Origin of the sequence: Bradyrhizobium ottawaense, assembly GCF_002278135.3 — a bacterium.
Classification (GTDB): Bacteria; Pseudomonadota; Alphaproteobacteria; order Rhizobiales; family Xanthobacteraceae; genus Bradyrhizobium; species Bradyrhizobium ottawaense.
On record NZ_CP029425.2, the window covers coordinates 1,587,797 to 1,611,263 of the forward strand.

The 23,467-nt window shown below is 65.1% G+C and carries 30 protein-coding genes and 1 riboswitch; of the genes, 15 read left to right on the plus strand and 15 right to left on the minus strand.

Annotated elements, in window-relative coordinates:
• Positions 1 to 115: 115 nt before the first annotated feature.
• Positions 116 to 577: a hypothetical protein gene (locus tag CIT37_RS07550; RefSeq protein WP_028140152.1), complete on the minus strand. Its 462-nt coding sequence runs from the start codon at positions 575 to 577 to the stop codon at positions 116 to 118.
• Positions 578 to 762: 185 nt separating this feature from the next.
• Between CIT37_RS07550 and CIT37_RS07555 the strand changes: the two genes are divergently transcribed.
• Together CIT37_RS07555 and CIT37_RS07560 are read left to right on the plus strand one after the other, a co-directional pair.
• On the plus strand, positions 763 to 1,062 hold the full coding sequence (locus tag CIT37_RS07555; RefSeq protein WP_038947472.1) for a hypothetical protein: 300 nt from the start codon (positions 763 to 765) through the stop codon (positions 1,060 to 1,062).
• Positions 1,063 to 1,107: 45 nt separating this feature from the next.
• Entirely contained in the window at positions 1,108 to 1,638 is a 531-nt protein-coding gene (locus tag CIT37_RS07560) for a DUF3617 domain-containing protein (RefSeq protein WP_028140154.1), read from the plus strand.
• A 72-nt stretch (positions 1,639 to 1,710) separates the two neighbouring features.
• Here the strand turns inward: CIT37_RS07560 and CIT37_RS07565 are convergent, their stop codons facing one another.
• The 3 genes from CIT37_RS07565 to CIT37_RS07575 are packed head-to-tail and all read right to left on the minus strand — an operon-like array spanning position 1,711 to position 4,388.
• Positions 1,711 to 3,099, minus strand: a complete 1,389-nt coding sequence (locus CIT37_RS07565) for an ATP-binding protein (protein WP_028140155.1) — start codon at positions 3,097 to 3,099, stop codon at positions 1,711 to 1,713.
• A gap of 18 nt (positions 3,100 to 3,117) precedes the next feature.
• Complete coding sequence (locus CIT37_RS07570) at positions 3,118 to 3,849, minus strand: response regulator (protein WP_038971144.1); 732 nt, start codon at positions 3,847 to 3,849, stop codon at positions 3,118 to 3,120.
• A complete protein-coding gene (locus tag CIT37_RS07575; protein WP_028140157.1) occupies positions 3,846 to 4,388 on the minus strand; it encodes a MarR family winged helix-turn-helix transcriptional regulator in 543 nt (180 codons plus the stop codon). Before CIT37_RS07575 ends, CIT37_RS07570 begins: the two co-directional genes overlap by 4 nt.
• Positions 4,389 to 4,725: 337 nt before the next feature.
• Between CIT37_RS07575 and CIT37_RS07580 the strand changes: the two genes are divergently transcribed.
• From CIT37_RS07580 to CIT37_RS07600, 5 genes are all read left to right on the plus strand, one after another.
• On the plus strand, positions 4,726 to 5,808 hold the full coding sequence (locus CIT37_RS07580; RefSeq protein WP_028140158.1) for a branched-chain amino acid aminotransferase: 1,083 nt from the start codon (positions 4,726 to 4,728) through the stop codon (positions 5,806 to 5,808).
• A gap of 135 nt (positions 5,809 to 5,943) precedes the next feature.
• Positions 5,944 to 6,468 (plus strand): YegJ family protein, encoded by a 525-nt coding sequence (locus CIT37_RS07585; protein ID WP_095424815.1) that lies wholly within the window; start codon positions 5,944 to 5,946, stop codon positions 6,466 to 6,468.
• A 145-nt stretch (positions 6,469 to 6,613) separates the two neighbouring features.
• On the plus strand, positions 6,614 to 8,134 hold the full coding sequence (gene hisS / locus CIT37_RS07590; protein ID WP_095424816.1) for a histidine--tRNA ligase: 1,521 nt from the start codon (positions 6,614 to 6,616) through the stop codon (positions 8,132 to 8,134).
• Between the two features lie 118 nt (positions 8,135 to 8,252).
• Positions 8,253 to 8,456 (plus strand): tautomerase family protein, encoded by a 204-nt coding sequence (locus tag CIT37_RS07595; protein ID WP_008144861.1) that lies wholly within the window; start codon positions 8,253 to 8,255, stop codon positions 8,454 to 8,456.
• 196 nt (positions 8,457 to 8,652) lie between these two features.
• On the plus strand, positions 8,653 to 9,057 hold the full coding sequence (locus CIT37_RS07600) for a thioesterase family protein (RefSeq protein ID WP_095424817.1): 405 nt from the start codon (positions 8,653 to 8,655) through the stop codon (positions 9,055 to 9,057).
• 121 nt (positions 9,058 to 9,178) lie between these two features.
• Here the strand turns inward: CIT37_RS07600 and proC are convergent, their stop codons facing one another.
• Together proC and CIT37_RS07610 are read right to left on the minus strand one after the other, a co-directional pair.
• Complete coding sequence (proC, locus tag CIT37_RS07605; RefSeq protein WP_161966524.1) at positions 9,179 to 10,054, minus strand: pyrroline-5-carboxylate reductase; 876 nt, start codon at positions 10,052 to 10,054, stop codon at positions 9,179 to 9,181.
• Positions 10,055 to 10,181: 127 nt separating this feature from the next.
• Positions 10,182 to 10,682: a type III secretion system chaperone family protein gene (locus CIT37_RS07610; protein ID WP_028140163.1), complete on the minus strand. Its 501-nt coding sequence runs from the start codon at positions 10,680 to 10,682 to the stop codon at positions 10,182 to 10,184.
• Between the two features lie 411 nt (positions 10,683 to 11,093).
• Positions 11,094 to 11,254, plus strand: a riboswitch (FMN riboswitch).
• Positions 11,255 to 11,329: 75 nt separating this feature from the next.
• Here CIT37_RS07610 and CIT37_RS07615 point away from each other — a divergent pair.
• Positions 11,330 to 11,890: a 6,7-dimethyl-8-ribityllumazine synthase gene (locus tag CIT37_RS07615; protein ID WP_095424819.1), complete on the plus strand. Its 561-nt coding sequence runs from the start codon at positions 11,330 to 11,332 to the stop codon at positions 11,888 to 11,890.
• A gap of 113 nt (positions 11,891 to 12,003) precedes the next feature.
• Here the strand turns inward: CIT37_RS07615 and CIT37_RS07620 are convergent, their stop codons facing one another.
• The 6 genes from CIT37_RS07620 to CIT37_RS07645 form a co-directional block, all read right to left on the minus strand.
• On the minus strand, positions 12,004 to 12,957 hold the full coding sequence (locus tag CIT37_RS07620; protein WP_026202002.1) for a ribose-phosphate pyrophosphokinase: 954 nt from the start codon (positions 12,955 to 12,957) through the stop codon (positions 12,004 to 12,006).
• 191 nt (positions 12,958 to 13,148) lie between these two features.
• On the minus strand, positions 13,149 to 13,760 hold the full coding sequence (locus CIT37_RS07625; RefSeq protein ID WP_038971139.1) for a hypothetical protein: 612 nt from the start codon (positions 13,758 to 13,760) through the stop codon (positions 13,149 to 13,151).
• Between the two features lie 187 nt (positions 13,761 to 13,947).
• On the minus strand, positions 13,948 to 14,715 hold the full coding sequence (gene pgeF / locus CIT37_RS07630) for a peptidoglycan editing factor PgeF (RefSeq protein WP_038947462.1): 768 nt from the start codon (positions 14,713 to 14,715) through the stop codon (positions 13,948 to 13,950).
• Positions 14,712 to 15,830, minus strand: coding sequence for a class I SAM-dependent methyltransferase (locus tag CIT37_RS07635; RefSeq protein ID WP_038947461.1), 1,119 nt, complete (start codon positions 15,828 to 15,830; stop codon positions 14,712 to 14,714). Before CIT37_RS07635 ends, pgeF begins: the two co-directional genes overlap by 4 nt.
• Positions 15,831 to 15,850: 20 nt before the next feature.
• Positions 15,851 to 16,696: a prolipoprotein diacylglyceryl transferase gene (lgt, locus tag CIT37_RS07640; protein WP_038947460.1), complete on the minus strand. Its 846-nt coding sequence runs from the start codon at positions 16,694 to 16,696 to the stop codon at positions 15,851 to 15,853.
• 8 nt (positions 16,697 to 16,704) lie between these two features.
• A complete protein-coding gene (locus CIT37_RS07645) occupies positions 16,705 to 17,442 on the minus strand; it encodes a dienelactone hydrolase family protein (RefSeq protein ID WP_038947459.1) in 738 nt (245 codons plus the stop codon).
• A gap of 162 nt (positions 17,443 to 17,604) precedes the next feature.
• Here CIT37_RS07645 and CIT37_RS07650 point away from each other — a divergent pair, with 162 nt between their 5' ends.
• The 4 genes from CIT37_RS07650 (at position 17,605) to ychF (ending at position 20,606) form a co-directional block, all read left to right on the plus strand.
• Positions 17,605 to 17,865: an accessory factor UbiK family protein gene (locus CIT37_RS07650; RefSeq protein ID WP_095424820.1), complete on the plus strand. Its 261-nt coding sequence runs from the start codon at positions 17,605 to 17,607 to the stop codon at positions 17,863 to 17,865.
• A 263-nt stretch (positions 17,866 to 18,128) separates the two neighbouring features.
• Positions 18,129 to 18,839, plus strand: a complete 711-nt coding sequence (locus CIT37_RS07655) for a 50S ribosomal protein L25/general stress protein Ctc (RefSeq protein WP_028140171.1) — start codon at positions 18,129 to 18,131, stop codon at positions 18,837 to 18,839.
• A gap of 58 nt (positions 18,840 to 18,897) precedes the next feature.
• Positions 18,898 to 19,503, plus strand: a complete 606-nt coding sequence (gene pth, locus CIT37_RS07660; RefSeq protein WP_028140172.1) for an aminoacyl-tRNA hydrolase — start codon at positions 18,898 to 18,900, stop codon at positions 19,501 to 19,503.
• A gap of 5 nt (positions 19,504 to 19,508) precedes the next feature.
• Positions 19,509 to 20,606, plus strand: a complete 1,098-nt coding sequence (gene ychF, locus CIT37_RS07665) for a redox-regulated ATPase YchF (protein WP_028140173.1) — start codon at positions 19,509 to 19,511, stop codon at positions 20,604 to 20,606.
• A 140-nt stretch (positions 20,607 to 20,746) separates the two neighbouring features.
• On the opposite strand, the gene CIT37_RS07670 is transcribed toward ychF, so the two are convergent.
• Complete coding sequence (locus tag CIT37_RS07670) at positions 20,747 to 21,043, minus strand: DUF4282 domain-containing protein (RefSeq protein ID WP_038947458.1); 297 nt, start codon at positions 21,041 to 21,043, stop codon at positions 20,747 to 20,749.
• Between the two features lie 167 nt (positions 21,044 to 21,210).
• On the opposite strand from CIT37_RS07670, the gene CIT37_RS07675 reads away from it, so the two are divergent.
• The 3 genes from CIT37_RS07675 (at position 21,211) to CIT37_RS07685 (ending at position 22,487) form a co-directional block, all read left to right on the plus strand.
• Positions 21,211 to 21,663, plus strand: a complete 453-nt coding sequence (locus CIT37_RS07675; RefSeq protein ID WP_028140174.1) for a MaoC family dehydratase — start codon at positions 21,211 to 21,213, stop codon at positions 21,661 to 21,663.
• Positions 21,663 to 22,142, plus strand: a complete 480-nt coding sequence (locus tag CIT37_RS07680) for a MaoC family dehydratase (RefSeq protein WP_028140175.1) — start codon at positions 21,663 to 21,665, stop codon at positions 22,140 to 22,142. Before CIT37_RS07675 ends, CIT37_RS07680 begins: the two co-directional genes overlap by 1 nt.
• 198 nt (positions 22,143 to 22,340) lie before the next feature.
• Positions 22,341 to 22,487 (plus strand): hypothetical protein, encoded by a 147-nt coding sequence (locus CIT37_RS07685; protein ID WP_028140176.1) that lies wholly within the window; start codon positions 22,341 to 22,343, stop codon positions 22,485 to 22,487.
• Positions 22,488 to 22,526: 39 nt separating this feature from the next.
• Here CIT37_RS07685 and CIT37_RS07690 read toward each other — a convergent pair whose 3' ends face one another.
• Both CIT37_RS07690 and CIT37_RS07695 read right to left on the minus strand, forming a co-directional pair.
• A complete protein-coding gene (locus CIT37_RS07690) occupies positions 22,527 to 22,664 on the minus strand; it encodes a hypothetical protein (RefSeq protein ID WP_164936752.1) in 138 nt (45 codons plus the stop codon).
• 279 nt (positions 22,665 to 22,943) lie between these two features.
• Positions 22,944 to 23,366 (minus strand): hypothetical protein, encoded by a 423-nt coding sequence (locus tag CIT37_RS07695; RefSeq protein WP_028140177.1) that lies wholly within the window; start codon positions 23,364 to 23,366, stop codon positions 22,944 to 22,946.
• Positions 23,367 to 23,467 lie beyond the last annotated feature (101 nt).

Consider the following 23,467-nt stretch of genomic DNA (forward strand, 5'->3'; position numbering starts at 1 on the left):
AAGCCTAGCAGGCGATGGGAACATTTCAAGAACAAAATTCCGGCGGCCGCCGTTCGGCGCCTCGAGCGACCAATCAGGGCTTCCTAATCAGGGCTTCCTGATCAGGGCTTCCCGATCAGGGCTTGGCGGCGCGGCAGGCCGGATTGTAGGCCCAGTTGCGGTCGAGCCCGACCACGCACCATTCGACGCCGTTGCCATAGCCGGCGAAGCCGCCATCCTCGATGATCGAGAAGTGCACCTTGCGCACCTTGCCGTCATTGAGCATGGCCTCGCCGGTGCAATAGCGGCGCGGAATGTTGTCGGACTGCCAGGGCCGGAATGCGGTCTCGCGAACGGCGGAGAAGCCGGTGATCCTCAACGAGGAATTCCAGAACGTGCTTTCCTTTTCCCAGAACTGGGTAGCGATGGTCGGTAGCGCCCTGTCGCAATCGGCGACGGCGCCGTCATAGCGCGGTCCGCTCAGCCAGAAGTTCAGCTCCAGCGGATTGGCGGCCCTGGCCTCACCGAGCGACATCGCTCCGAACATGAGGCCGAGCACAGCGGCATAGCGGAGCAATTTCAGGAGGGGGGCGCGCATGGTCAATCCGGACAGCTAAGGTCTTGCGAAGGTTGGACGGTGCCGCGAAGGCCGGGGGAGGTCAAGTGCAGCGCGGCAACACTTCGCCAGGAGTTGACCACAACTTCGTGGTTGGCAGGGCTTGGGTTCTTTCCACTTTCCTTCCGGCACCGTAAACTGGCGACCAGCCAATTGGAGTGACGGGAATGCGAATCATTGCGGCCGCGGGTCTTCTCGCCAGCCTGGTTGTCTCGGGCATGATGGCGAGCCAGTCGGCGCGCGCCGATTATGTGCCGCCATTCAAGGGCAACGACACCGGCGGCATCATCGCCTATTCGATGGCCACCCAGGTCGACGCCCGGCAGGCCGCGGTCGACCACTGCGCGCGCTACGGCAAGGTCGTGAAATTCCTGGCGGTGCAGGCCTATGAGGGCGGTTACATCTCGTTCTCCTGCCGCTGGGTGCCGTATGGCGCCGCCGACCAGCCGATCCGCACGCTCTACTGAGGCGCTGTCGTAACGCCGCACTCTCTCAGCCGGGAGCCTTTTCACATGACGCGCAAACTCGCTTTGCTCGGCTCGGCCCTTTGCCTCGTGGTTTCGGCAGGCGGTGCCTTTGCCGACGACCTGCCGGTGCGCAAGGCCGGTCTTTGGGAGATGAAGCTGGTCACGAGCGGCTCGCCCGTGCCCGAGATGACCATGCAGCACTGCACCGACGAGACCGTCGACAAGGAGATGAGCAACAACGTCTCCCCGATGGCCAAGCAGATCTGCGCCAAGCAGGAGATCAAGAAGACCGCGACCGGCTATGTCAGCGATTCCGAGTGCAGCGTCGCCGGCGTCAGCACGACCTCGCATGCCGAGATCACGGGCGATTTCAACTCGGCCTATACGGTGAAGACCTCCTCGCACGCACAAGGCGGTGTCGCCGGCGCTGCGGGACGCGATACCACCATGACGCTGCAAGCCAAATGGCTTGGGGCCTGCAAACCGGACCAGAAGCCCGGCGACATCGTGATGCCCGGCGGCTTCAAGATGAACGTGCGCGACATGGATAAGCTGAAGGCGCTGCTGCCGAAGTAGGTAAGCGTTGCCCCGAAACCGGTGCGCTCCCTCGCCCCGTTCTTACGGGGAGAGGTGAGGCTGCAGCTACAGCTACACCGGTATCCGCACGCTCGCCCGCAGTCCCCCCATCGGACTGTCGCCGAGGGTGATGTCGCCGCCATGCGAGCGGGCGATGTCGCGGGCGATGGCAAGGCCAAGGCCCGTGCCGCCTTCATCCTGGTTGCGGGCGTTGTCGAGCCGCAGGAACGGCTTGAACACTTCTTCGCGCAAATGCGCGGGAATGCCGGGGCCGTCGTCGTCGATCGTCACGGTCAAATAACGGTGATCGCGCTGGCCGGTGATGGCGATGGCCTTGCCGTAGCGCGCCGCGTTGGTGACGAGATTGGCGAGGCAGCGTTTGAACGAGGCCGGCTTCACCGTCACGACGGGCAGGCCGTGGAAGGCGACGGTCGCGGTGTGACCGTGGCGCTCGGCGTCGCCGCGCAGCTCCTCGAGCGCCTGCGCCATGTCGGTCGGCTGCGACTGCTCGCCGGAATCGCCGCGGGCGAAGGCGAGGTAATCCTCCAGCATCATCGACATTTCGTCGACGTCCTTGCGCATGCCCTCGAGCTCGGGGCTGTCGCCGATCAGCGCCAGCTCCAGCTTGAAGCGGGTCAGGATGGTGCGCAGATCGTGGCTGACGCCGGCGAGCATCGCGGTGCGCTGCTCCATGGTGCGCTCGATGCGCGACTTCATCTCGAGGAAGGCGACCGCCGCGCGCCGCACCTCGCGCGCGCCCCTGGGGCGGAAGTTCGGCGCTTCGCGGCCCTTGCCGAAGCTTTCGGCGGCGTCGGCAAGACGCAGGATCGGCTTGATCTGGTTGCGCAGGAACAGCACGGCCACGATCAGCAAAATCGAGGACGTGCCGACCATCCAGAACAGGAATATCTCCGAGTTGGAGGCATAGGCGGCGCTGCGCTGCGCGAACACGCGCATCACGGCATCGTCGAGCTGGATGCGGATCTCGACGAGATTGGAGCGGCCGACCGTGTCAATCCAGAACGAGCGCCCGATCTGGCGGCCGAGCTGCACCGACAGCGTCTGGTCGAGCAGCGAGAAGAACGGCTTTGGTCCCGGCGGCGGCATGTCGCCGGCGGGCAGGAAATCGACGACGAGGCCGAGGCGCTGCTGGGCGATGCGGCGGATCTGCTCGCGATCCCGGTCTTGCGGATACCCCTTGTAGACGTCGATCAGCGCGGCGATGTCCTGCACCACGGCGGCCGACAGTCGGCGCGTCACCGTATTCCAGTGCCGCTCCATGAACACGAAGGCCACGACCGATTGCAGCACCACCATCGGCACAATCATGATGAGCAGCGCGCGGGCGTAGAGGCCGGTCGGCATCCACCCCTTGAACGCGTTGCCCATCCAGCCGTTGACGGCGGAGACGCGGCCGGCGGCGCTTCGGAGCAGCGTCAGGCCGGTATCGATCGTGCTCATCGGTCGCGCTTCACTGATTTATGGCGAGGCTACCAGCCGGTAGCCGATGCCGCGCACCGCCTGGAGGAACAGCGGATTGGCGGGGTCTGTCTCGATCTTGCGCCTGAGGCGGTTGATCTGCACGTCGACGGCGCGCTCGTTGACGCTGCCGTTGCCGGTCAGCGCACTGCGCGGCACGGTCTCGCCCGGCGTCTCCGAGAGGATGCGCAGCATCTCGCGCTCGCGGTCGGTGAGGTGGATGACCTCCTCGCCCTGGCGCAGTTCACCGCGATCGAGATGATAGACGTAGGGACCGAACGCGATCTTCTCCACCGTCGTGGCCTGCGGCGGCGGCGCGGCGCGCTTGAGGATGTTGTTGATGCGCAGCGCCAGCTCGCGCGGCTCGAACGGTTTCGCCACGTAGTCGTCGGCGCCGATCTGCAGGCCCTCGATGCGCGCTTCCGCCTCGTGTCGTGCCGTCAACATCACGATCGGCACGGAGGAGGATGTCCGGATGAAGCGGGCGAGATCGAAGCCGGTCTCGCCGGGCATCATCACGTCGAGGATCAAGAGGTCGAAATGCAGGCCCAGCAGTTTCGAGCGTGCATCGCCGGCGCTCGCGGCGGTGGTGACGCGGTAGCCCTCGGCGGCGAGGAAGCGCGAGAGCAGATCGCGGATGCGGCGGTCGTCGTCGACGAGCAGCAGATGCGGCGCGTCATCGGCCGGGCGCGCCGGCGGGCGGGCGAGAGTGGCAGCGAGCGTCACGGTCACTCCTTGGCGTCGTGGTTGACGGAAGCGAAGATCGTCTCGAGCACCTTGTCCGGATCGTCGCGATCGATCATCGCGCGCAAGAAGCGCTTGACGGTTTCCGCATCCTGCGGACCCATTTCGGCGAGCGCCTTGGTGATCCGCGTGGTCTGCAGACCGGCGAGCTTCTGCACCAGCGCCTCGCCCTTCGGCGTCGCGTAGAGCAGGCGCTGGCGGCGGTCATTGTCGCCGGTCTTCTGTACGATGTAGCCCTCGTCCAGCAGCTGCTTGAGCACGCGGCCGAGCGATTGCTTGGTGATGCGCAGGACGTCGAGCAGATCGGCGACCTTGAGGCCGGGATAGCGGTAGACGAAGTGCATGACCCGGTGGTGGGCGCGGCCGAAGCCGAAAGCCTCCAGCTCCTGGTCGGGATCGCCGACGAAGTCGCGATAGGCGAAGAACAGTAGCTCGATGATATCCCAGCGCAAATTGCCTCCGTCGTCTGCGGCCGGCTTGGGCTCGGCGGCGTCGTGAGAGGAAGTCGCGAAATTTATGTCAGGCATATTGACGTATCTTGGGTTCAATGTTACAAAACGATTGACCAGCACGAAATTTTAGATCGTTTCGCGCGGGTGGCATCGAAGCAGGGCGGCTGGAGAGAGCCGGACAGGCGACGACGGCCGGATCAGATCTACCGTGCGATTGTCGAGCGGCGTTTCGGCAAAACATACTGGACTTCCGCCTTCCGCAAAAGCATGTCCTCGGCGATATGCTGGCCACGGAAACCGGCCGTAACAAGGCTGGCGGCGGTCCGGCCTAAAACCAATCAAGCCAGCCGGGCCCGAAAAGGGCAGGCCGGCGCCAGAACGGCGCCGCCACCGGCAAGCGGGAGGCAAGGACATGAGCATGAAATTCGACATCCAGCCCGCATCCAATCCGACGTCCGAGAAGGACCGCGTGGCCAAGCTGGTGGACCCCGGCTTCGGACGAGTCTTCACCGATCACATGGCGATCGTGCGCTACAACCAGGCCAAGGGCGGCTGGTACGAGGCGAAGATCGAGGCACGCGCCAACTTCCAGATGGATCCGGCCGGCGCGGTGCTGCACTACGCCCAGGAAATCTTCGAGGGCCTCAAGGCCTACAAGCGCGACGATGGCGGCGTGAACCTGTTCCGTCCCGACGCCAATGCGCGGCGCTTCAAGGATTCCGCCGACCGCATGGCGATGGCGCAGCTGCCCGAGGACGTCTTCATCGAGGCGGTCGAGCAGGTCGTGCGTATCGACCGCGCTTGGATGCCGGGCGGCGAGGGCAGCCTCTACCTGCGGCCCTTCATGATCGCGAGCGAGACCTTCCTCGGCGTCAAGCCGTCGTCCGAATATATCTTCGCCGTCATCGCTTCGCCGGTCGGCTCCTACTTCAAGGGCGGGCCTGCGCCGGTGTCGATCTGGGTCTCGGAGAATTACACGCGCGCGGCCGTCGGCGGCACCGGTGCCGTCAAATGCGGCGGCAATTATGCCGCGAGCCTGCGTGCCCAGGCCGAAGCGATCCAGCATGGCTGCGATCAGGTCGTCTTCCTCGACGCGGTCGAGCGCCGCTACATCGAGGAGCTCGGCGGCATGAACGTGTTCTTCGTGTTCGACGACGGCTCGCTTTCGACGCCGCCGCTCGGGACCATCCTGCCCGGCATCACCCGCGACTCCATCATCGCGCTGGCAAAGGATGCCGGCAAGACCGTGCGCGAGGAGCCGTATTCGCTCGACCAGTGGCGCAAGGATGCGGCCAGCGGCAAGCTGAAGGAAGCGTTTGCCTGTGGCACCGCGGCCGTGATCTCGCCGATCGGCAAGGTGCGCTCGGTGAGCGGTGATTTCGAAATCAGCGGCGGCGCCGCCGGCCCCGTCGCCATGGGCCTGCGCAAGCAGCTCGTCGACATCCAGTACGGCCGCACCAACGATCCCCACAACTGGATCCGCAAGGTGTTTTGAGATACGCCGATGCGCGTTTCCCCTCTCGTGAGCAGAGGGGAAACGCGCATCGTTTGTGGTTTTTCGTGCACTGAACGTGCCGTTGCCGACATGCGACAAAGTCTGGACACATCTGGACATCAGGACTTCGCAACCATGGCAACGAAACTCTCCCAACCCATGAAATGGGTCGTTCTCGCCGCAATCGCCGGCGTTTCCGTTTTCGGCATCCTGACCATCGGCCCGATGCATGAGGTGGTCGCGCAAGATCGCTCGCCGATCGTCGATGTGCGCACCAGCGATCCCGAGATGAATGCCGCGATCGCGCGCGCCCGTGGCTCGCTTCCAACTTTCTGGGCCTCCTATGACACGCCGAAGCCGTCGGAGGCTGGGCACGCCCTGAAGGTGCGCTTCTCGACCCGCAAGGGCGGTGAGCACATCTGGATCGGCGGGGTGAAGAAGCGGCCTGACGGGACCTATTCTGGTCTCCTCGCCAACGAACCGCGTGACCTGCCAGGCAAGCGGGCCGGCGACGAGGTCAAGTTCACCGAGGCTGACATTTCGGACTGGATGTTCATGCGCAACGGCAAGATCGTCGGCGGCGAAACCATCAAGCCGACGCTGAAGTCGCTGCCGAAGGCGGACGCGGATGCCCTGAGAGCGCGGATGGAGAAGCCGTAAAGGTTGGCCGTCATTCCGGGATGGTCCGAAGTACCAGACCCGGAATCTCGAGATTCCGGGTTCGATGCTTGCGCATCGCCCCGGAATGACGGCGTCCCCTAAGCACCGGTTGCCGCTTCGCGCCCCGGCTGGTAAATGCCGGCGCATGGCCGAGAAACCCAAAAAACCCCAGAAACTGAAGGCGCGCCTGCCGCGCGGGCTCGAGGATCGCGATCCCTCAGCGATCCGGGCGACGCGCGAGATGGTCGAGAAGATCCGCGCCGTCTACGAGCTCTACGGCTTCGAGCCGGTGGAAACGCCGGCGATGGAATACACCGATGCGCTCGGCAAGTTCCTGCCCGACCAGGACCGTCCGAACGAGGGCGTGTTCTCGTTCCAGGACGACGACGAGCAGTGGATCAGCCTGCGCTACGATTTGACCGCGCCACTCGCCCGCTACGTCGGCGAGCGCTACGGCACCGACGCTCTTGTCTTGCCCTACCGCAGCTACCGGGTCGGCCATGTCTTCCGCAACGAAAAGCCCGGCCCGGGCCGATTCCGGCAGTTCATGCAGTTCGACGCCGACACCGTCGGCTCGGCAACGCCGGCGGCGGATGCCGAGATCTGCATGATGGCCGCGGACACGATGGAGGCGCTCGGCATCGCGCGCGGCTCCTATGTCGTGAAGGTCAACAACCGCAAAGTGCTCGACGGCGTGCTGGAGGCCATCGGGCTCGGCGGCGACGAGAACGCAGGCCGCAGGCTGACCGTGCTGCGCGCGATCGACAAGCTCGACAAGTTTTCCGCCGACGAAGTGCGCAAATTGCTCGGTCCCGGACGATGGGACGGCGGCGAGGAAGGCAAGGGCGATTTCACGAAGGGCGCCAATTTGAGCGAGGCGGAGGCTGATGTCGTGCTCGCCATCACCAAGCCGCGCGAGGATTGGAAAGAGGCCATTGCCGCGGCCGAAACCTACCTCGCCAAGAGCGAGATCGGTCAGGCCGGCGTGAGCGAGCTGGACGAGATTGCCAAGCTGGTCACGGCGTCGGGTTACGGTGCGGACCGCATCAAGATCGATCCCTCCGTCGTGCGCGGCCTCGAATACTACACCGGCCCCGTCTACGAGGTCGAACTGCTGCTCGAGACCAAGGACGAGAAGGGCCGCCCGGTGCGCTTCGGCTCGGTCGGCGGGGGCGGGCGTTACGATGGCCTGGTCTCGCGCTTCCGCGGCGAGCCCGTGCCGGCGACCGGCTTCTCGATCGGCGTCTCGCGGCTCCAGGCCGCGCTGACGCTGCTCGGCAAGCTCGACACCAAGCCGGAGTTCGGTCCCGTCGTCGTGACCGTGTTCGACCGCGACCGCGTCGCCGACTATCAGAAGATGGTGGCTAGCTTGCGCGCCGCCGGCATCCGCGCCGAGCTCTATCTCGGCAATCCCAAGAACATGGGCAACCAGCTCAAATATGCCGACCGCCGCAATTCACCGTGCGTGATCATCCAGGGCTCGGATGAAAAGGCGCGCGGCGAGCTGCAGATCAAGGATCTGATCGAAGGCGCGAAGGCGGCCGCGGCGATCGCCTCCAACCAGGAATGGCGCGAGAGCCGACCGGCGCAATTCTCGTGCAGCGAAGCCGATCTCGTCACCAAGGTGCGTGAGGTCCTGGCCCGTCATGACGTAAAGTGGGGATAGCTATTCCGCCAGGCCGTCATGCCCGGGCTTGTCCCGGGCATCGACGTCTTGTTTGATGGATAAGCACGTGAATGGCCGGGACAAGCCCGGCCATGACGACAGCAACAGGGAGAAAACAATGCCTGAGATCACTGTCAGCATGGCCGAAGGCCGCACCGACGAGCAGAAGGCCGGCATGATGCGCGACATCACCCAGGCGTTGGTGAAGAATCTCGGCGTCGATGCCGATGCCGTCGTCATCCAGATCAACGAAGCCCCGCTCCGTCACAAGATGAAGGGCGGCAAGACCTTCGTGGAGCGCGCGGCGGCGGCGAAGAAGTAGCCACTGGCGGTTCGGCATTCACCGCTGTCGTCCCGGACAAGCGTCAGCGCAGATCCGGGACCCATAACCACAGGGAGCGGTTATCTGGCCAGCTGGTAACTCCGAATCTTCGCCAAAGTCGATCCTGTGGTTATGGGTCCCGGATCAGCGCTCGCTACGCTCGGTTGTCCGGGACGACAGCGGAGTTTGAGGCACCATGGACGCACGCGATTTCATCAAGGTCGGCATGAATGCCGAGCGCACGCTGGTGGTCCCGGCGGAGCGCACGGTCGGGCATTTCGTGCCGGGCATGCCGTTTGTCTACGCGACGCCGATGATGATCCTGGAAATGGAGATGACCGCAGGCGATGCGATCCGCGCTGCGCTTCAGCCCGGCTGGGTCACTGTCGGCACCGAGGTCGACATCCGCCATCTCGCAGCCGCGCTCGTCGGCGCGACGGTGCGGACCACCGCGAAGGTCGTCGCCGTCGAACGCCGCGTCATCCGCTTCGAGGTCGCGGCGTTCGAGGGCACGCGCAAGCTCGGCGAGGGCCGCCACGCGCGCGGGCTCGTCAATGTCGAGATGTTCAACAGGCGGTTAGCCGCGGGCACGACGCCGTAGGGTGGATTAGCCCTGCGGACTACGCGAAGCGTAGACCGCTTGGCGTAATCCACCACGTCTGCGTCCTCGGAAATAGAAGAGGTGGGTTACGGCTTCGCCTAACCCACCCTACGGCACCTGCTTACTTCGCCAATTCCTTCGACCGCTTTGTCGCCGCCGCGATCGCGCGGATCATGAGATCGCGCAGACCCGGCTCGGCCATCAGCACACCGAGCGCGGCGGCCGTGGTGCCGCCGGGCGAGGTGACGTTCTGACGCAACGTGCTCGATGGCAGCTCCGACTGGTGCAGCAGCTCGCCGGAGCCGGCCACGGTCTCGCGCGCCAGCCTGGTCGCGAGCGACTCGGGCAATCCGGCCTCGACGCCGGCGCGGGCGAGCTCCTCGGCGAGCAGAAACACATAGGCCGGGCCGGAGCCGGAGACGGCGGTCACCGCGTCCATCAGGCTCTCGTCATCGACCCATTCGACTGAGCCGGTGGCGCGCAGCAGCGCATGGGCCACCGCGCGCTGCGCGGCGCTGACGTTCTTCGCGGCGACCGCAACGGTGATGCCGCGGCCGATCGCGGCCGGCGTGTTCGGCATCGCGCGCACCACGGCGCCGCCGCAGACCTCGGCAAGCGATGCGATCGTGGTTCCCGCCATGATCGAGACCACCGAGGTCTTGTCCGAGACGAACGATTTCAGCTTCGCGCCGGCCTCGCGGAACATCTGCGGTTTCACCGCGACGACCAGCGTCTCGACCGTGCCGACCGTTGTCACATCAGGATTGAGCGCGACGCCCTTGGCGGCAAGCGCGGTGATCTCGGTCGAGATGTGCGGATCGACCACCGCGACACGGCGCGGGTCGAGTCCGCCCGACAGCCATCCGGTCAGCATCGCGCCGCCCATCTTGCCGGCGCCGGCGAGGAGGATGGTGCCGGTGATGTTTTTGAGGGTGCTGCTATCTGCCACTGCGATCACCTTGCAAACGGTGTCGTCCCTGCGAACGCAGGGACCCATAACCACCGGCGGTTCTAGTGGATAGAGAGCAGAGCAACAAGCCGCGCGCCACAAGAGGCATCACGCGGTATGGGTCCCGGATCTTCGCTTCGCTTGTCCGGGACGACGGCGCAGCGCTGGGCGAGACTTACGCCTCTCCCACCGTGTCGAACATCGCCGCGTCCATCGCTTCGGTCGTGGTCTTGCCCGCCCACACCACGAACTGGAACGCCGGGAAATAGCGCTCGCAGGCGTGGATGGCGCCGGCGAGCATGGCCTCGCATTGCGCGGTCGAGGCGGTCAGGCCGCCGGGCAGCACCAGGGCCTGGCGGTGCATGACCATGCCGGTGTTGGTCCACAAATCGAAATGACCGACCCACAACTGCTCGTTCACGGCGGCGACGAGCCGCTGCACCTCGCCGCGGCGCGCGACCGGAATCTTCATGTCGAACGCGCAGGCCAGATGCAGCGCCTCGATCTCGCCCATCCAGGTGAAGGAGAGCTGGTAGTCGGTCCATTGTCCCTTGGAGACAATGGTGAGTTCGTCCTCGCCGGAGCGTTCGAACGGCCAGTTGTTGCTGGCAGCGATATCCTCGACCACCGCAAGCGGATGGCTTTTGGAATCGATAGTGCTTTCGAGCAGGGACATGCCGTCTCGACCTCTTGCCTTCTTGTTGTCCTTGATACGCACGCGGTCGGCCCGGCACGCTCCCTCAACGTCGCTGGTGCGATCCCTCGGATCAGCGCGGGCCTGTCGCGGATCAAGTGATGTGATTTGCGGAATCTGCGCAACGGGGTCCCGAGTCCGTCCACAAGTCAGGACTCGTTCGTCCACAGCTCATCTCCGCCACAATTCTTAACGGAGGGAAGTCCTCGATCCGGATGGATGAGAACAAACCGGAATCGGATTCGCGGGGGAGGGCGCCATTCGTTAATTCCGCCGCGCGAGGGCCGGGCCGCCATGACGGCATGGGACCATGCGCCTTCCCCATGCGGAACACGCTTGCTGCGGCCGCCGGCTGGCGTCATATTTCCAGCCAGGCCGTTCATCCCGGACGGCCGATGTTCTCAGGGCGGGGTGAAAGTCCCCACCGGCGGTAAGGGCCGAAAGGCCTAAGCCCGCGAGCGCCTTGCCTAAGGTCTTCTTGCCGAGGGGAAGGGTCAGCAGATTCGGTGCAACTCCGAAGCCGACGGTTAAAGTCCGGATGAAAGAGAACGGTCGGAGGCAGACGCATCGCAAGATGCGGCTGTTTGTCGTTCCGTGTGCCCTGATTCTGGTCCTTGAGAAGGAAAGCCATGAATCAGATGCTGCAAGACCCCAAAATCGAAACTTCCGAAGTCAGCCAACCGCCGGTTCCGCAAGACCCGGCGCCCGACCACCCGCTCTTTGCCAAACCGCAGCGGGTGGCCTTCGTGCAGGCCTGCTGGCACCGCGACGTGGTCGAGGAGGCGCGTATCGCCTTCATCAAGGAGGCCGAGGCGCGCCATCTCACCCATGTCGACGTGTTCGAGGTACCTGGCTCGTTCGAGATCCCGCTGCACGCGCAGGTCCTCGCCAAGACGCGGCGCTATACCGCCATCGTCGCGGCCGGCCTGGTCGTCGATGGTGGCATCTATCGCCACGAATTCGTCGCCGACACCGTGATCAAGGCGTTGATGGACGTGCAGCTGCGCACCGAAGTGCCGGTGTTCTCCGCGGTGCTGACGCCGCAGCAATTCCACGAGACCGAGGTGCACTACGACTTCTTCCGCAAGCATTTTGCGATCAAGGGCGTCGAGGTCGCGGCCGCTTGTGCAGAGACGTTGCTCGGCCTGGAGCGCCTGCGCGGCCAGGTCGCGGCGGGGATCGTGGGGTAGGCATGGTCATTCCGGGGCGCGCGAAGCGCGAGCCCGGAATCCATTGATCGACACGGATTGCTGCAAGATGGATTCCGGGTTCGGCGCTCTCGCGCCGCCCCGGAATGACGGTGTCAGTCGAACAGGCTCGACACCGACTCTTCCGCCGCCGTGCGCGCGATCGCGTCGGAGATCAGGCTGGCGATCGGCAGCGTGCGGATGTTCGGCGCCTTGGTCACCGCGTCCGTCGGCAGGATCGAGTCGGTGATCACGAGCTCCTTCAGCCTCGAGCCCGCGATGCGGGCGGCCGCGCCGCCGGAGAGCACGCCGTGGGTGATGTAGGCGTAGACGTCCTTGGCACCCTTGGCGATCAGCGCGTCGGCCGCGTTCACCAGCGTTCCGCCGGAGTCCACGATGTCGTCGATCAGGATACAGGTGTAGCCGGCGACGTCGCCGATCACGTTCATGACCTCGGATTCGCCCGCCCGTTCGCGGCGCTTGTCGACGATCGCGAGCGGAGTGTTGATGCGCTTGGCGAGGCCGCGCGCGCGGGCCACGCCGCCGACGTCGGGCGAGATCACCATGGTCTTGGAGAGGTCGAACCTCTCCTTGATGTCGCGCACCATCAGTGGCGCCGCGTAAAGGTTGTCGGTCGGGATGTCGAAGAAGCCCTGGATCTGGCCGGCGTGCAGATCGAGCGTCATGACGCGGTCGACGCCGGCCTGCGTGATCAGGTTGGCGACCAGCTTGGCCGAGATCGGCGTGCGCGAGCCCGACTTACGGTCCTGCCGGGCGTAGCCGAAATAGGGCAGCACCGCCGTGATGCGGCGCGCCGAGGAGCGGCGCAGCGCGTCGGTGATGATCAGCAATTCCATCAGATGGTCGTTCGCCGGGAACGAGGTCGACTGGATGATGAAGGCATCCGAGCCGCGCACGTTCTCCTGGATCTCGACGAAGATCTCCATGTCGGCGAAGCGCCGCACCACCGCCTTGGTCAGCGGCAGGTCCAGGCCCTGCGCGATCGCCTGCGCGAGGGCCGGATTGGAGTTGCCGGCGACGAGCTTGATGGAGCCGTTTTTGGCCGACATGGACGCTTCCTCCCGCGCTTTGCTGGATACGACGTTCAACATCTCAGATCCCACTGGAAGCACGGTTACGACGGGCGAGGAAATATCAGGCCGGAGGCTGCAATGGCAACCCGGGATGCTACGTTTTCCCTTCGAAATCCTGAGTCGGGCCAACGGCTTGGCCGCAACTTGAGGCCGTGGTTTAGCGGGGGTTATCGGTCGGCGTAGCCGAGTGCCGTGGCCGGCATCTCCGCCACTGGGCCCTGCGGGATCACGCTCGCCACCGCCGGGCCCCGCAAGCCAGGAGCCGTGCCCGGGGCATCCGGCGTTCCGTTGATCATGTTGGAAAGTCCGCTGAATCCGGCCTGGGCGATCTTCCGCAGCACGAGGTCGTCAGCTGCTCCCCACGGATCGCGGCCGCCTTTGGCCGAGGTCGGTTCCTCGCCGGAGAGGCGCAGCGCCCGCTGCTGGTTGGCGTCGTAGACGTCCCAGACCCAGGCGATCACCGTCTTGCCGCGCACCACCTGGGCGGAGAGATAGCTGCGCACGCGGTAGGCGGCGGTCCCTTCGCGGGAGACGACGGACAGGCTGCGCAGCTTGGATTCGCTGTCGATCACGCCGACCATGCGGTCGAACACCTGCGGCGGCGGCCCGTCGATCGATTCGAAGGCGACCGTTGCCCCGGAGCCGGCGCTCGGCGCCATCGCATAGGAGTTGGCGGCCCCGCCGCCGGCGCAGCCGCCAAGCGCGGTCGCTGCCGCGAGCAGCATGACCGCCAGCACGCGCGAACCCGCACGGCCCAGGATGAATGACGCGTCCCTCATTATGGAGGGCAGCGATATCGTTAAAATCGATTAAGGTCTAGGGCGGGAGCGACACAACACACGGTCATTCCGGGGCGCGCCACTTGGCGCGAGCCCGGAATCCATTTCGCCGCGTGAATTGCTGCACGATGGATTCCGGGTTCTCGCTTCGCGAGGCCCGGAATGACACACAGTGTTGCCCTTGTGTTCACGCTTCCAGCGCGATCGCGTGGACGTGGCGGCCGTAATCCGGCTCCTTGCGATGCACCGAGCGGCGATAGCTGAAGAAGCGCTCGTCGGCGTAGGTGTCGACGCCGAGATCGTCGATCATCAGGATGCCGGCGGCCTCCAGCCGCTTGCGGATGAAGCCGGCGAGGTCGAACATCGCGTGGCCCTCGCGCACCGACGGGATGAAGTACATCGCGTTGTCGGCATCGGCCTCGATGAAGCGCGCCACGAACTCGTTGCCGACCTCGTAGCTGTCCTGTCGGATCAAGGGCCCGATCGCGGCGATGATGCCGCTGCGCGTCGCGCCGAGTTTTTCCATCGCTAGAATCGTCGCCTCCAGCACGCCCGTCAGCGCGCCCTTCCATCCCGCATGTGCGCCACCGATCACGCGCGCGTTGGGATCGACGAACAGCACCGGCCCGCAATCGGCTGTGGAGACGCCGAGCGCGATGCCGGGCGTGTTCGTCACCAGCGCATCGCCCTTCGGCCGCGGCCCGTTCGGCCACGGCGCTTCTGCGACGAGCACGTCGGGCGAATGGATCTGGTGCAGGCTGAGGAAGCGTTCCGGCGCAACGCCGACATGCTCGGCCATGCGGCGGCGGTTCTCCGCGACAAGGGCCTGATCGTCATTGGAGCCGAGGCCGCCGTTCAGCGCGGAGTAGATGCCACTGGAGACGCCGCCTTCGCGGGTGAAGAACGAGTGGCGCAGGCCGGGCACAGCCGACAGCAGCGACGAAGCGAGCGTCATGAGGCTTCTCCGGCCTGTTCGAGATCGCTGAGGCCGGCAATGCCTGTCAACCGCGGCTCGGAGATGCCGAGCACCTTGAACATCGAGCCCATGCCGCCGCGCCCGGTATCCGTCAGCCGCTTGAGGGCGATCGAAATGTCGGTGGCGACCTCCGGCGTTGCCTTCTGCATCAAGGCGGCGGCCCTTGTGTCGATGCCGATCCGCTTGAGGAAGTCGCCTTGCGTCACCGGCCCGTGCACGCGCGCGCCGACATCTTCGGCCGCGCGCGCCAGCGCCTGGAAGTCGACATGAGCGGTGACGTCGGCCTGGCCCGGCGCCTTCAAGGGATCGGCGAAGGTGTGGCGCGCAATCGCCTGGAACGTGTCGCCGGCATCGCTGCGCAAATGGCCATAGTCGATGATCAGCGCCGCGCCGTCCTGGTCGCGGACGCGCGTGGCGAGCTTCATGATCTCGCCGTCGGGGCGCCATTCGAACACGGCGCCGACGGGTGCGGCGCGCACGAGCGGCGGCAGGAGCACGTCGAAGCGCGGCGTCGGCTCGGGCGCTGCGCCGAATTGAAGCTTGCCGTTGGGATCGATCTCGATGACGCGCTCGTGCCAGCCGTACTCGTGGCGGACCATCTGGTGGACCGGCAGCACGTCGAAATATTCGTTGGCGAGGATGATGCTCGGTCCCTCAGGCACGTCGTCGATGCTGTCGTGCCAGGCGATGTTGCGCACGCCCGACAGCGTCGCATTCTGCCGCTCGCGCAAGACGGGATTGACCTCGACCATGTGGATGTGAAGCGCCTGGTAGAGCGGCGGCAGCACGCGAAGGGCGCGCAACGCGTCCGCCATCATGGTGCCGCGGCCGGGGCCGAGCTCGATCAGCCGCAGGAACTGCGGCGAGCCCATCTGCTTCCACACCGAGGCGGTCCACAACCCCAGGAGCTCGCCGAACATCTGGCTGACTTCGGGTGAGGTTGTGAAGTCGCCCTCACGCCCGAGCGGATCGCGCGAGACGTAATAGCCATGGCGCGGATGCATCAGGCACAGTTCCATGTACCGCCAGACCGGCATGGGACCTGAGGACTTGATCAGCGCCTTGATCTCGTTGAGTAGCGGCTGTTCGGTCACGGCTATCTTCTCGAAATGAATTAACGAACGGCCCCTGCGGGCTTCGGCGCACCGCGCCGGACTGCCAATACAATAAGTATGCCGCCCACGATAAGCATCGGAATCGACAGCAGCATGCCCATGGTTAATCCGCCCCAGAGGAAACCGAGCTGGGCGTCCGGTTCGCGGAAGTGCTCGCCGGCGATCCGGGTCAGACCGTAGATCAGGATGAAGGCGCCGAGGATCATGCCCGGCCGCTTCAGCGCGCCGAGCCGGATCATCACCGCGAGCACGGTGAACAGCAGGATGCCTTCCATGCCGGCCTCGTAGAGCTGGCTCGGATGACGCGGCAGCTGCGTCGGATCGTTGGGAAAGATCATCGCCCAGGGCAGGCTCGCATCGGTGGCGCGGCCCCACAATTCGCCGTTGATGAAATTGGCGATGCGCCCGAGCAGCAGCCCGACCGGGGCGACCGCGGTGGTGATGTCACCGAGCGACAGGATCGAGATGCCATTGCGAAAGGCGAACCACATCACCGCGACGACGCAGCCGAGGAAGCCGCCATGGAAGGACATGCCGCCCTCCCACAACCGGAAGATCGCGGCAGGATGATCGATGAAGAAGGGCAGATTGTAGAACAGCACGTAGCCGGTGCGGCCGCCGAGAATGATGCCGAGCGTGACCCAGAGGATGAAGTCGTCAATCTGCAGCAGCGACATCGGCGCGGGGCCGCCCCACAGGCGCTCCTTCTTCAGAAGCGAGCGCGCATAGAGCCAGCCGAACACGATGCCGCAGATATAGGCCAGCGCATACCAGCGGATCGCGAACGGGCCGATCTCGAGCGCAATCGGCTTGAAGGCGGGGAAGTCGATGAGAAGAAGCTGCATCTCGCCTTCTATATCTGGACGAGATTGCGGCGATAGAGCGCCAACAGGCGCTCCCAATGCCGCTCGGCGGCGTCGCGGTCATAGACCGGGCGCTTGGGGAAGGCGAAGCCGTGATGCGTGCCGGGATAGATCTCGACCTCGGCCTTGGCGCCGTTCATGGCTTCTTTGACCTTCTCGATAACCTCCGGCGGCGCGTAGACATCGGTCTCGGCGCAGGCGAAATAGAGCTCGGCCTTGGTCTTAGCCGCAGCCAGGTGCGGGCTGTCGGCCTGATCCGTTGCCAGCTGCACGCCGTAGACCGAGGCGGCCGCCTTGACGCTGTCAGGGAAATGCGTGGCGGCGTTGATGGCGTAGCGGCCGCTCATGCAGTAGCCAACGGTGCCGACCAGTCTGGTGTTCGCGGCCGCCTGGCCCTCGGCATAGGTGAGCAGCGCCCGGGTGTCGTCCATGATCATGGGGATGGTGAGCGACCCCATCAGCTGGAACATGCGCTTGCGCTCCGGCGCGTTCGGGTCGGCCGGAAGCGCGCCGAGCTCCATCACGCCGGAGCGATAATAGAGGTTCGGCAGCATCACGTAATAGCCCGAGGTCGCGAGCCGGCGCGCCATGTCGCGCAGCTCTTCGCGGATCGCCGGCGCGTCCATGTAGAACAGGATGACCGGAAACGGCCCGCCGCGTTCGGGATGGCTGATGAAGGTTGCGGTGTGGCCGTCCCTGGTGGGGATCGCGATCTGCTGGTCGATCATCTCATGCGCCTTGTGATTCTTCTTATGCAGGGACGATGAATACGATTGCAAGGAAACCGGGGCATGACAAGGATACCTCCGATCGGGCCTTGAACCGTTCCGCTCGGATTGCCATTGTCTTTTCGAGAGTTCGCGCAAAGTAGAGGCCGCCAGGAGACCGAAATGACCCAGACCAACAACCGGTTTTTCGACGAGATCGGCCGCCTGATGAACGATGCCGCCGGTGCCGCCCAGGGCGTCAAGCGCGAGTTCGACACGGTGCTGCGCACCCAGGCCGAAAAATTCCTGCGCGACATGGATCTGGTCAAGCGCGAGGAGTTCGAGGCGGTCAAGGACATGGCCCGCCTGGCCCGCGAGGAGAACGAGGCGCTGAAGGCGCGACTCGCGGCGGTGGAGGCCAAGCTCGGCGGGGCGCCGAGCTGAGGTCGTCATGCCCGGGCTTGTCCCGGGCATCCACGTCTAACCTGGTGCCCGGCAACACGTGGATGGCCGGACAAGCCCGGCCATGACGGTGTTCCCCGGGATACCGGCCGCACAAAAAATCCTCGCATTTCCTTGTCATTTCCGCATCTTCCGGGTAAAAGCCCGCCAGTTCGTGGCCCCCGCACCCCTGGAGGCTTGCTGCGAACGATGCCATGGGCCGCGCTGCGGCCCATTAACTTTTGCAAAAACAAGGACTTAACGACATGGCGACGACCGTCAAGGAATTGAAGGCGACCGCACGTCCGAAGAGCGGCAAGGGGGCCGCCCGGGCTGAGCGTCGCGCCGGGCGAGTGCCCGGAGTGATCTATGGCAACAACCAGCCCCCCGTCACGATCTCGATCGAAGATCGCGAACTGCGCCAGCGCATCCTCGCCGGCCGGTTCCTGACCACGCTGGTCGACATCGATCTCGAGGGCAAGAAGCACCGCGTGATTCCGCGTGACTACCACCTCGATCCGGTCAAGGACTTCCCGATCCATGTCGACTTCATGCGGCTCGGCGAAGGCGCCACCATCCGCATCAGCGTGCCCTTGCACGTGGTGAAGTCGGAAGCCTCCCCGGGCGTGAAGCGCGGCGGCACGGTCAACATCGTCGCCCATGCGATCGAGCTCGAATGCGGCGTCGAGAGCATTCCGCAGTACATCGAGGCCGATGTCGGCTCGCTGGAAATCGGTCACTCCTTGCATCTGTCGGACGTCAAGCTGCCGAACGGCGTGAAGGCGCTGACCCGCGAGGACGCAACCCTCGTCACCATCGTGCCGCCGTCCGGCTACGCCGAAGAGCAGAAGGCCGCGGCTGCGGCTGCAGCTCCTGGCGCTGCTGCGGCTGCTCCGGCGGCTGGCGCTGCGGCTCCGGCCGCTGCTGCTCCTGCCGCGGCTGCCAAGGCTCCCGCCGGCGGCGACAAGAAGAAGTAATCTCTCAAAGCTGGCGCGCGGTCTCTGATCGCGCGCCGAGCGAGGGGCGCGCCGCGTCATGCGACTTTTTGTTGGGCTCGGCAATCCCGGCGCGAAATACGCACGTAACCGGCACAATATCGGCTTCATGGCCGTCGACGAGATCGCGCGGCGTCATGGTTTCGCACCATGGCGCCGTCGTTTTCAGGGCGAGACCTCGGAAGGCACGCTCGGCACCGAGCGCGTGATCCTGCTCAAGCCCACGACCTACATGAACGATTCCGGCCGCAGCGTTCAGGAGGCGGCGAGCTTCTTCAAGATCGCCATGGGCGACGTCACCGTGTTTCACGATGAACTCGAGCTGCCGCCGGGCAAGGTGCGGGTGAAGATCGGCGGCGGCATCGCCGGCCATAACGGCCTGCGCTCGATCTCGGCGCATATCGGCAACGACTATCGCCGGGTGCGACTCGGCATCGGTCATCCCGGCGTCAAGGAACTGGTGCACGGCCACGTGCTGTCGGACTTCGCCAAGGCCGACAACGACTGGGTGACGGCGCTGTGCGAAGCGGTGGCCGAGCACGCAGGCCTGGTCGCCAAGGGCACGGACGCGACCTTCGCCAACAGGGTGCATCTCGCCATGCAGGCGAAAGGATTTTTGACCAAGGACGAGAACGGCAAGGAATAACGCTCGTGGGATTTAAATGCGGAATCGTCGGATTGCCCAATGTCGGCAAGTCGACCTTGTTCAATGCGCTGACCGAGACGGCCGCGGCGCAGGCGGCGAACTATCCGTTCTGCACCATCGAGCCGAATGTCGGCGAGGTCGCGGTGCCCGATCCCAGGCTCGACAAGCTCGCGGCGATCGCCAAGTCCGGCCAGATCATCCCGACCCGGCTGACCTTTGTCGACATCGCCGGCCTCGTGCGCGGTGCGTCCAAGGGTGAAGGCCTCGGCAACCAGTTCCTCGCCAACATCCGCGAGGTCGATGCCATCGCGCATGTCGTGCGCTGCTTCGAAGATTCCGACATCACCCATGTCGAGGGCAAGATCGCCCCGCTCGCCGACATCGAGACCATCGAGACCGAGCTGATGCTCGCCGACCTCGACAGCCTCGAGAAGCGCGTCGACAACCTCACCAAGAAGGCCAAGGGCAACGACAAGGACGCCAAGGAGCAGCTCGACCTCGTCAACCGCACCCTGGTGCTGCTGCGTGAAGGCAAGCCCGCGCGCCTCGTCGAGCGCAAGGCGGAGGAGGAGCGCGCCTTCGGCATGCTCGGCCTGCTGTCGTCCAAGCCCGTGCTCTATGTCTGCAACGTCGAGGAAGGCTCGGCCGCAACAGGCAATTCGTTCTCCCAGGCGGTGCAGGAGCAGGCCGCCAAGGAAGGCGCGGTCGCCGTCGTCATCTCCGCCAAGATCGAATCCGAGATCGCCACCATTTCGCGTGAGGAGCGCGCCGACTTCCTGGAGACGCTGGGTCTCGAAGAGGCCGGCCTCGATCGCCTGATCCGCGCCGGCTACACGCTGCTCGACCTCATCACCTACTTCACGGTGGGCCCGAAGGAAGCACGCGCCTGGACCATCTACCGCGGCACCAAGGCACCGGGCGCGGCCGGCGTGATCCATACCGATTTCGAGAAGGGTTTTATCCGCGCAGAGACGATTGCGTTCGAGGATTACGTGGCGCTGGGCGGCGAAGCCGGCGCCCGCGATGCCGGCAAGCTCCGCCTCGAAGGCAAGGAATACGTCGTCGCCGACGGTGACGTGATGCATTTCCGGTTTAACACGTAAGACGCTGACATCGGTGCCGTAGGGTGGGCAAAGGCGCATCGCGCCGTGCCCACCGTCTAACCAATATTGCGACGGAAGACGTGGGCACGCTTCGCTTTGCCCACCCTACGAGGCCGGTGACTACGCCACCTGCGTCTGCCTCACCGCAACCCGCCGCCCTGATCCCTTATGGCGCCGAGATGCTCGTTGATGCGGAAGACGATCAGGATCAGCTCCGCGGCGATGCGCGAGAATACGATTCCGACGACGACGCTGGCGATCGACGACAGCAGCACCAGGAAGCCGCCAAAGGGACTGATCGCCATCGCAGCCAGGCCGGAGAAGATGCCGGAGAGGCCGAACAGGCAGATCAACGCGATCACCAGCCAATAGAAGGTCTTGATGATCGTCGGCGTGATGAAGCGGTCCCACTGAAACAGATCGCTGAATGAAAACATTGCTCTCCCCAGGGCATCGGGCCTTGGTAAATGGATCTTGGCCCTCGGTTGATCCGACTCAAGACCAACGCCGCCACCCCGTATGTAGCACGAGCCATGCGGGCCGGCGGGTTGAGATTGCCGCAAAGTGCGGCCACAATCTGTCATTTCCGCTAGCCAATCCCAAGATGACCCTGACCTTCGAAGATTTCCCGCCCGGCCGGTTCGGAACATTCGGCCCGCGCCACGTCACCCGCGACGAGATTTTGGCCTTCGCGGCCGAGTTCGATCCGCAGCCGATGCATCTGGACGAGGAGGCTGCCAGCAAGAGCATGCTGCGTGGCCTGTCCGGCTCGGGCTGGCACCTCTGCTCGCTGATGATGCGGATGATGGCCGACGGTTTTATTACCCGCGCCGCGTCGCTGGGGTCTCCCGGCGTCGACGAGGTGCGTTGGCTCTCGCCGCTCCGGCCCGGCGACGATCTCATGCTCGACGTCGACGTGTTGGAGGCGCGCCCCTCGAAGAGCCGCCCCGAGCTCGGCATCGTCAAGTTCAAATGCACCGTGCGCAACGCCAAGGGTGAGCCGCTGGGCGAGATGACCTCGCCGATCCTGATCAAGCGGCGCGAGGGGGCGGTCTGATGCGGTTCTTCGACGACATCGAGATCGGCCAGCGCCGCGAGATCGGCACCTATACGTTCACGGCCGAGGCCATCAAGAATTTCGCCGCGAAGTTCGATCCGCAGCGTTTTCATCTCGACGAGGAGGAGGGCAAGAGCTCGCTGTTCGGCGGGCTTGCCGCCTCGGGCTGGCATGTCGGCTCGGCCTGCATGAGCCTGCTTGTCGCCGACGGCCAGCGCCTGGCGCGCGAGGCCGTATCGCGCGGTGAGGAGGTTGCGGTGTGGGGACCTTCGCCGGGCTTTCGCGATCTGCGCTGGATCAGGCCGGTGCTCGCCGGCGACACCGTCGCCTACGTCAACGTCGTCACCGACAAGCGCACTTCGGCCTCGCGCCCGGGCTGGGGCATCCTGACCGCCCGCACCACCGGCACCAACCAGCGCGGCGAGGACGTCTATTCCATCACCGCCAGCGCTTTCGTGCCGATGCGGAAGAGCGGTTAGATCTGTTCCAAGATGAACGGGCAAATGAGTGCGCGAGTGTTGCCCGCGCGCTATGGACGCGATTCCGGGCGGCTGCCATAAGCCTGCGCAACATGGTTACCGCGAAGCAGTTTGGCGGAACCAGTGAGTTGCTAACTAATTATGAACCTGTCGCTGTCTAATTGAAACGAATTGGGCAGAGTACAGGGGACGAGGACCATGGCAGATCGCGGCGCACTCAAGCTTGTCGGATTTCTCTTCGCTACCGCGACGCTGGCAGTGATGTTGGTCGCCGGCATGGTGGTGAAGGGCTATGCCGATGGCGCCTACACCCTGGAAGCCTCGGCTGTCGACGCGAGCCGGTAGGAATCTGTTAAGTTCTCGGGGCCGGAAAACGGCCCCGCATCAGCGGCTGTAGACGAACGCCAGCACCGCGATCGCAACCACCAGCAATCCGACGAAGCGCAGCATGATCGTGCCGAGCTGATTGGGCGCGGGCCGCAGCGAGATCGGGTCCGTGTTGTCGGGCCGAATGCTTTCCATGAAATGTCCCCCGGCCCGGCCGCAAGAGAAGCGGGCGCTTGGCATTGGTCGCCGGGAAGGCGCGGGGGGTTCAAATGTGCACTCTCGTGTCCCGGACGCGCCGCAGAGTGTAACGCTGCGGCGCAGAGCCGGGACCCATTGCGCCGCGCATGAATCCTGACCATGGGCCCCGGCTCTGCGGCGCGTCACTGCGAGCCGCAGAGCCGGGGCACAGACCCCCCAGAATCAAAATCGCCGCGTTCCTTTCGGAACGCGGCGGTTCGGTGATGCTCAATACGATCAGCTATTGCGCAGGCCGTCGGCGGCGCGCTTCCACTGCGCGACGTTGTCGGCGATCATGCGGGTCGACTTCATCGCGGCCTGGCTGAGCTGGGCATAGCCGGAGATCTCGCGCTGAACGCGCTGGCCCTCGGCATGGAGCAGGTCACGCAGGCTCTCGAGCTCCGAGATCAGATTCTCGATCTCGGCGAGCGAGGTGCCGGCGACGCGCTGGATCAGCGAGTTGACGTTGGTGACGGTGGCCTCCGCGCTCGGATCGAGCGGGGGCGCATCCGTGGTCGTCGCCGCCGGACGGCGGAGATAGGCGATGTCGTTGCGGACGAAGTCGCGGATGCCGGCTTCGACTTCCGTAACTGCAGCGAGGTTGGTGTCGACCGTCTCGGTCTCGGCGGCTTCGGTCTTTTCCGGACGCATGGCGTTCATCGTTATTCCCCTGTTCGCGTTGAGCGCAGCGCGAGTGTCCCCCGCACGACGACGTCTGTGAGGCAGCCTGCATCAGGGCGCCGGAATTGGGCCGCAAATGG

Coding starts and splice junctions, on each gene's coding strand:
- CIT37_RS07550 (WP_028140152.1), bottom strand. CDS start 577: ATGCGCGCCCCCCTCCTGAAATTGCTCCGCTATGCCGCTGTGCTCGGC.
- CIT37_RS07555 (WP_038947472.1), top strand. CDS start 763: ATGCGAATCATTGCGGCCGCGGGTCTTCTCGCCAGCCTGGTTGTCTCG.
- CIT37_RS07560 (WP_028140154.1), top strand. CDS start 1,108: ATGACGCGCAAACTCGCTTTGCTCGGCTCGGCCCTTTGCCTCGTGGTT.
- CIT37_RS07565 (WP_028140155.1), bottom strand. CDS start 3,099: ATGAGCACGATCGATACCGGCCTGACGCTGCTCCGAAGCGCCGCCGGC.
- CIT37_RS07575 (WP_028140157.1), bottom strand. CDS start 4,388: ATGCCTGACATAAATTTCGCGACTTCCTCTCACGACGCCGCCGAGCCC.
- CIT37_RS07580 (WP_028140158.1), top strand. CDS start 4,726: ATGAGCATGAAATTCGACATCCAGCCCGCATCCAATCCGACGTCCGAG.
- CIT37_RS07585 (WP_095424815.1), top strand. CDS start 5,944: ATGGCAACGAAACTCTCCCAACCCATGAAATGGGTCGTTCTCGCCGCA.
- hisS (WP_095424816.1), top strand. CDS start 6,614: ATGGCCGAGAAACCCAAAAAACCCCAGAAACTGAAGGCGCGCCTGCCG.
- CIT37_RS07595 (WP_008144861.1), top strand. CDS start 8,253: ATGCCTGAGATCACTGTCAGCATGGCCGAAGGCCGCACCGACGAGCAG.
- CIT37_RS07600 (WP_095424817.1), top strand. CDS start 8,653: ATGGACGCACGCGATTTCATCAAGGTCGGCATGAATGCCGAGCGCACG.
- proC (WP_161966524.1), bottom strand. CDS start 10,054: ATGGGTCCCTGCGTTCGCAGGGACGACACCGTTTGCAAGGTGATCGCA.
- CIT37_RS07610 (WP_028140163.1), bottom strand. CDS start 10,682: ATGTCCCTGCTCGAAAGCACTATCGATTCCAAAAGCCATCCGCTTGCG.
- CIT37_RS07615 (WP_095424819.1), top strand. CDS start 11,330: ATGAATCAGATGCTGCAAGACCCCAAAATCGAAACTTCCGAAGTCAGC.
- CIT37_RS07620 (WP_026202002.1), bottom strand. CDS start 12,957: ATGTCGGCCAAAAACGGCTCCATCAAGCTCGTCGCCGGCAACTCCAAT.
- CIT37_RS07625 (WP_038971139.1), bottom strand. CDS start 13,760: ATGAGGGACGCGTCATTCATCCTGGGCCGTGCGGGTTCGCGCGTGCTG.
- pgeF (WP_038947462.1), bottom strand. CDS start 14,715: ATGACGCTCGCTTCGTCGCTGCTGTCGGCTGTGCCCGGCCTGCGCCAC.
- lgt (WP_038947460.1), bottom strand. CDS start 16,696: ATGCAGCTTCTTCTCATCGACTTCCCCGCCTTCAAGCCGATTGCGCTC.
- CIT37_RS07645 (WP_038947459.1), bottom strand. CDS start 17,442: ATGATCGACCAGCAGATCGCGATCCCCACCAGGGACGGCCACACCGCA.
- CIT37_RS07650 (WP_095424820.1), top strand. CDS start 17,605: ATGACCCAGACCAACAACCGGTTTTTCGACGAGATCGGCCGCCTGATG.
- CIT37_RS07655 (WP_028140171.1), top strand. CDS start 18,129: ATGGCGACGACCGTCAAGGAATTGAAGGCGACCGCACGTCCGAAGAGC.
- pth (WP_028140172.1), top strand. CDS start 18,898: ATGCGACTTTTTGTTGGGCTCGGCAATCCCGGCGCGAAATACGCACGT.
- CIT37_RS07670 (WP_038947458.1), bottom strand. CDS start 21,043: ATGTTTTCATTCAGCGATCTGTTTCAGTGGGACCGCTTCATCACGCCG.
- CIT37_RS07675 (WP_028140174.1), top strand. CDS start 21,211: ATGACCCTGACCTTCGAAGATTTCCCGCCCGGCCGGTTCGGAACATTC.
- CIT37_RS07680 (WP_028140175.1), top strand. CDS start 21,663: ATGCGGTTCTTCGACGACATCGAGATCGGCCAGCGCCGCGAGATCGGC.
- CIT37_RS07685 (WP_028140176.1), top strand. CDS start 22,341: ATGGCAGATCGCGGCGCACTCAAGCTTGTCGGATTTCTCTTCGCTACC.
- CIT37_RS07690 (WP_164936752.1), bottom strand. CDS start 22,664: ATGGAAAGCATTCGGCCCGACAACACGGACCCGATCTCGCTGCGGCCC.
- CIT37_RS07695 (WP_028140177.1), bottom strand. CDS start 23,366: ATGAACGCCATGCGTCCGGAAAAGACCGAAGCCGCCGAGACCGAGACG.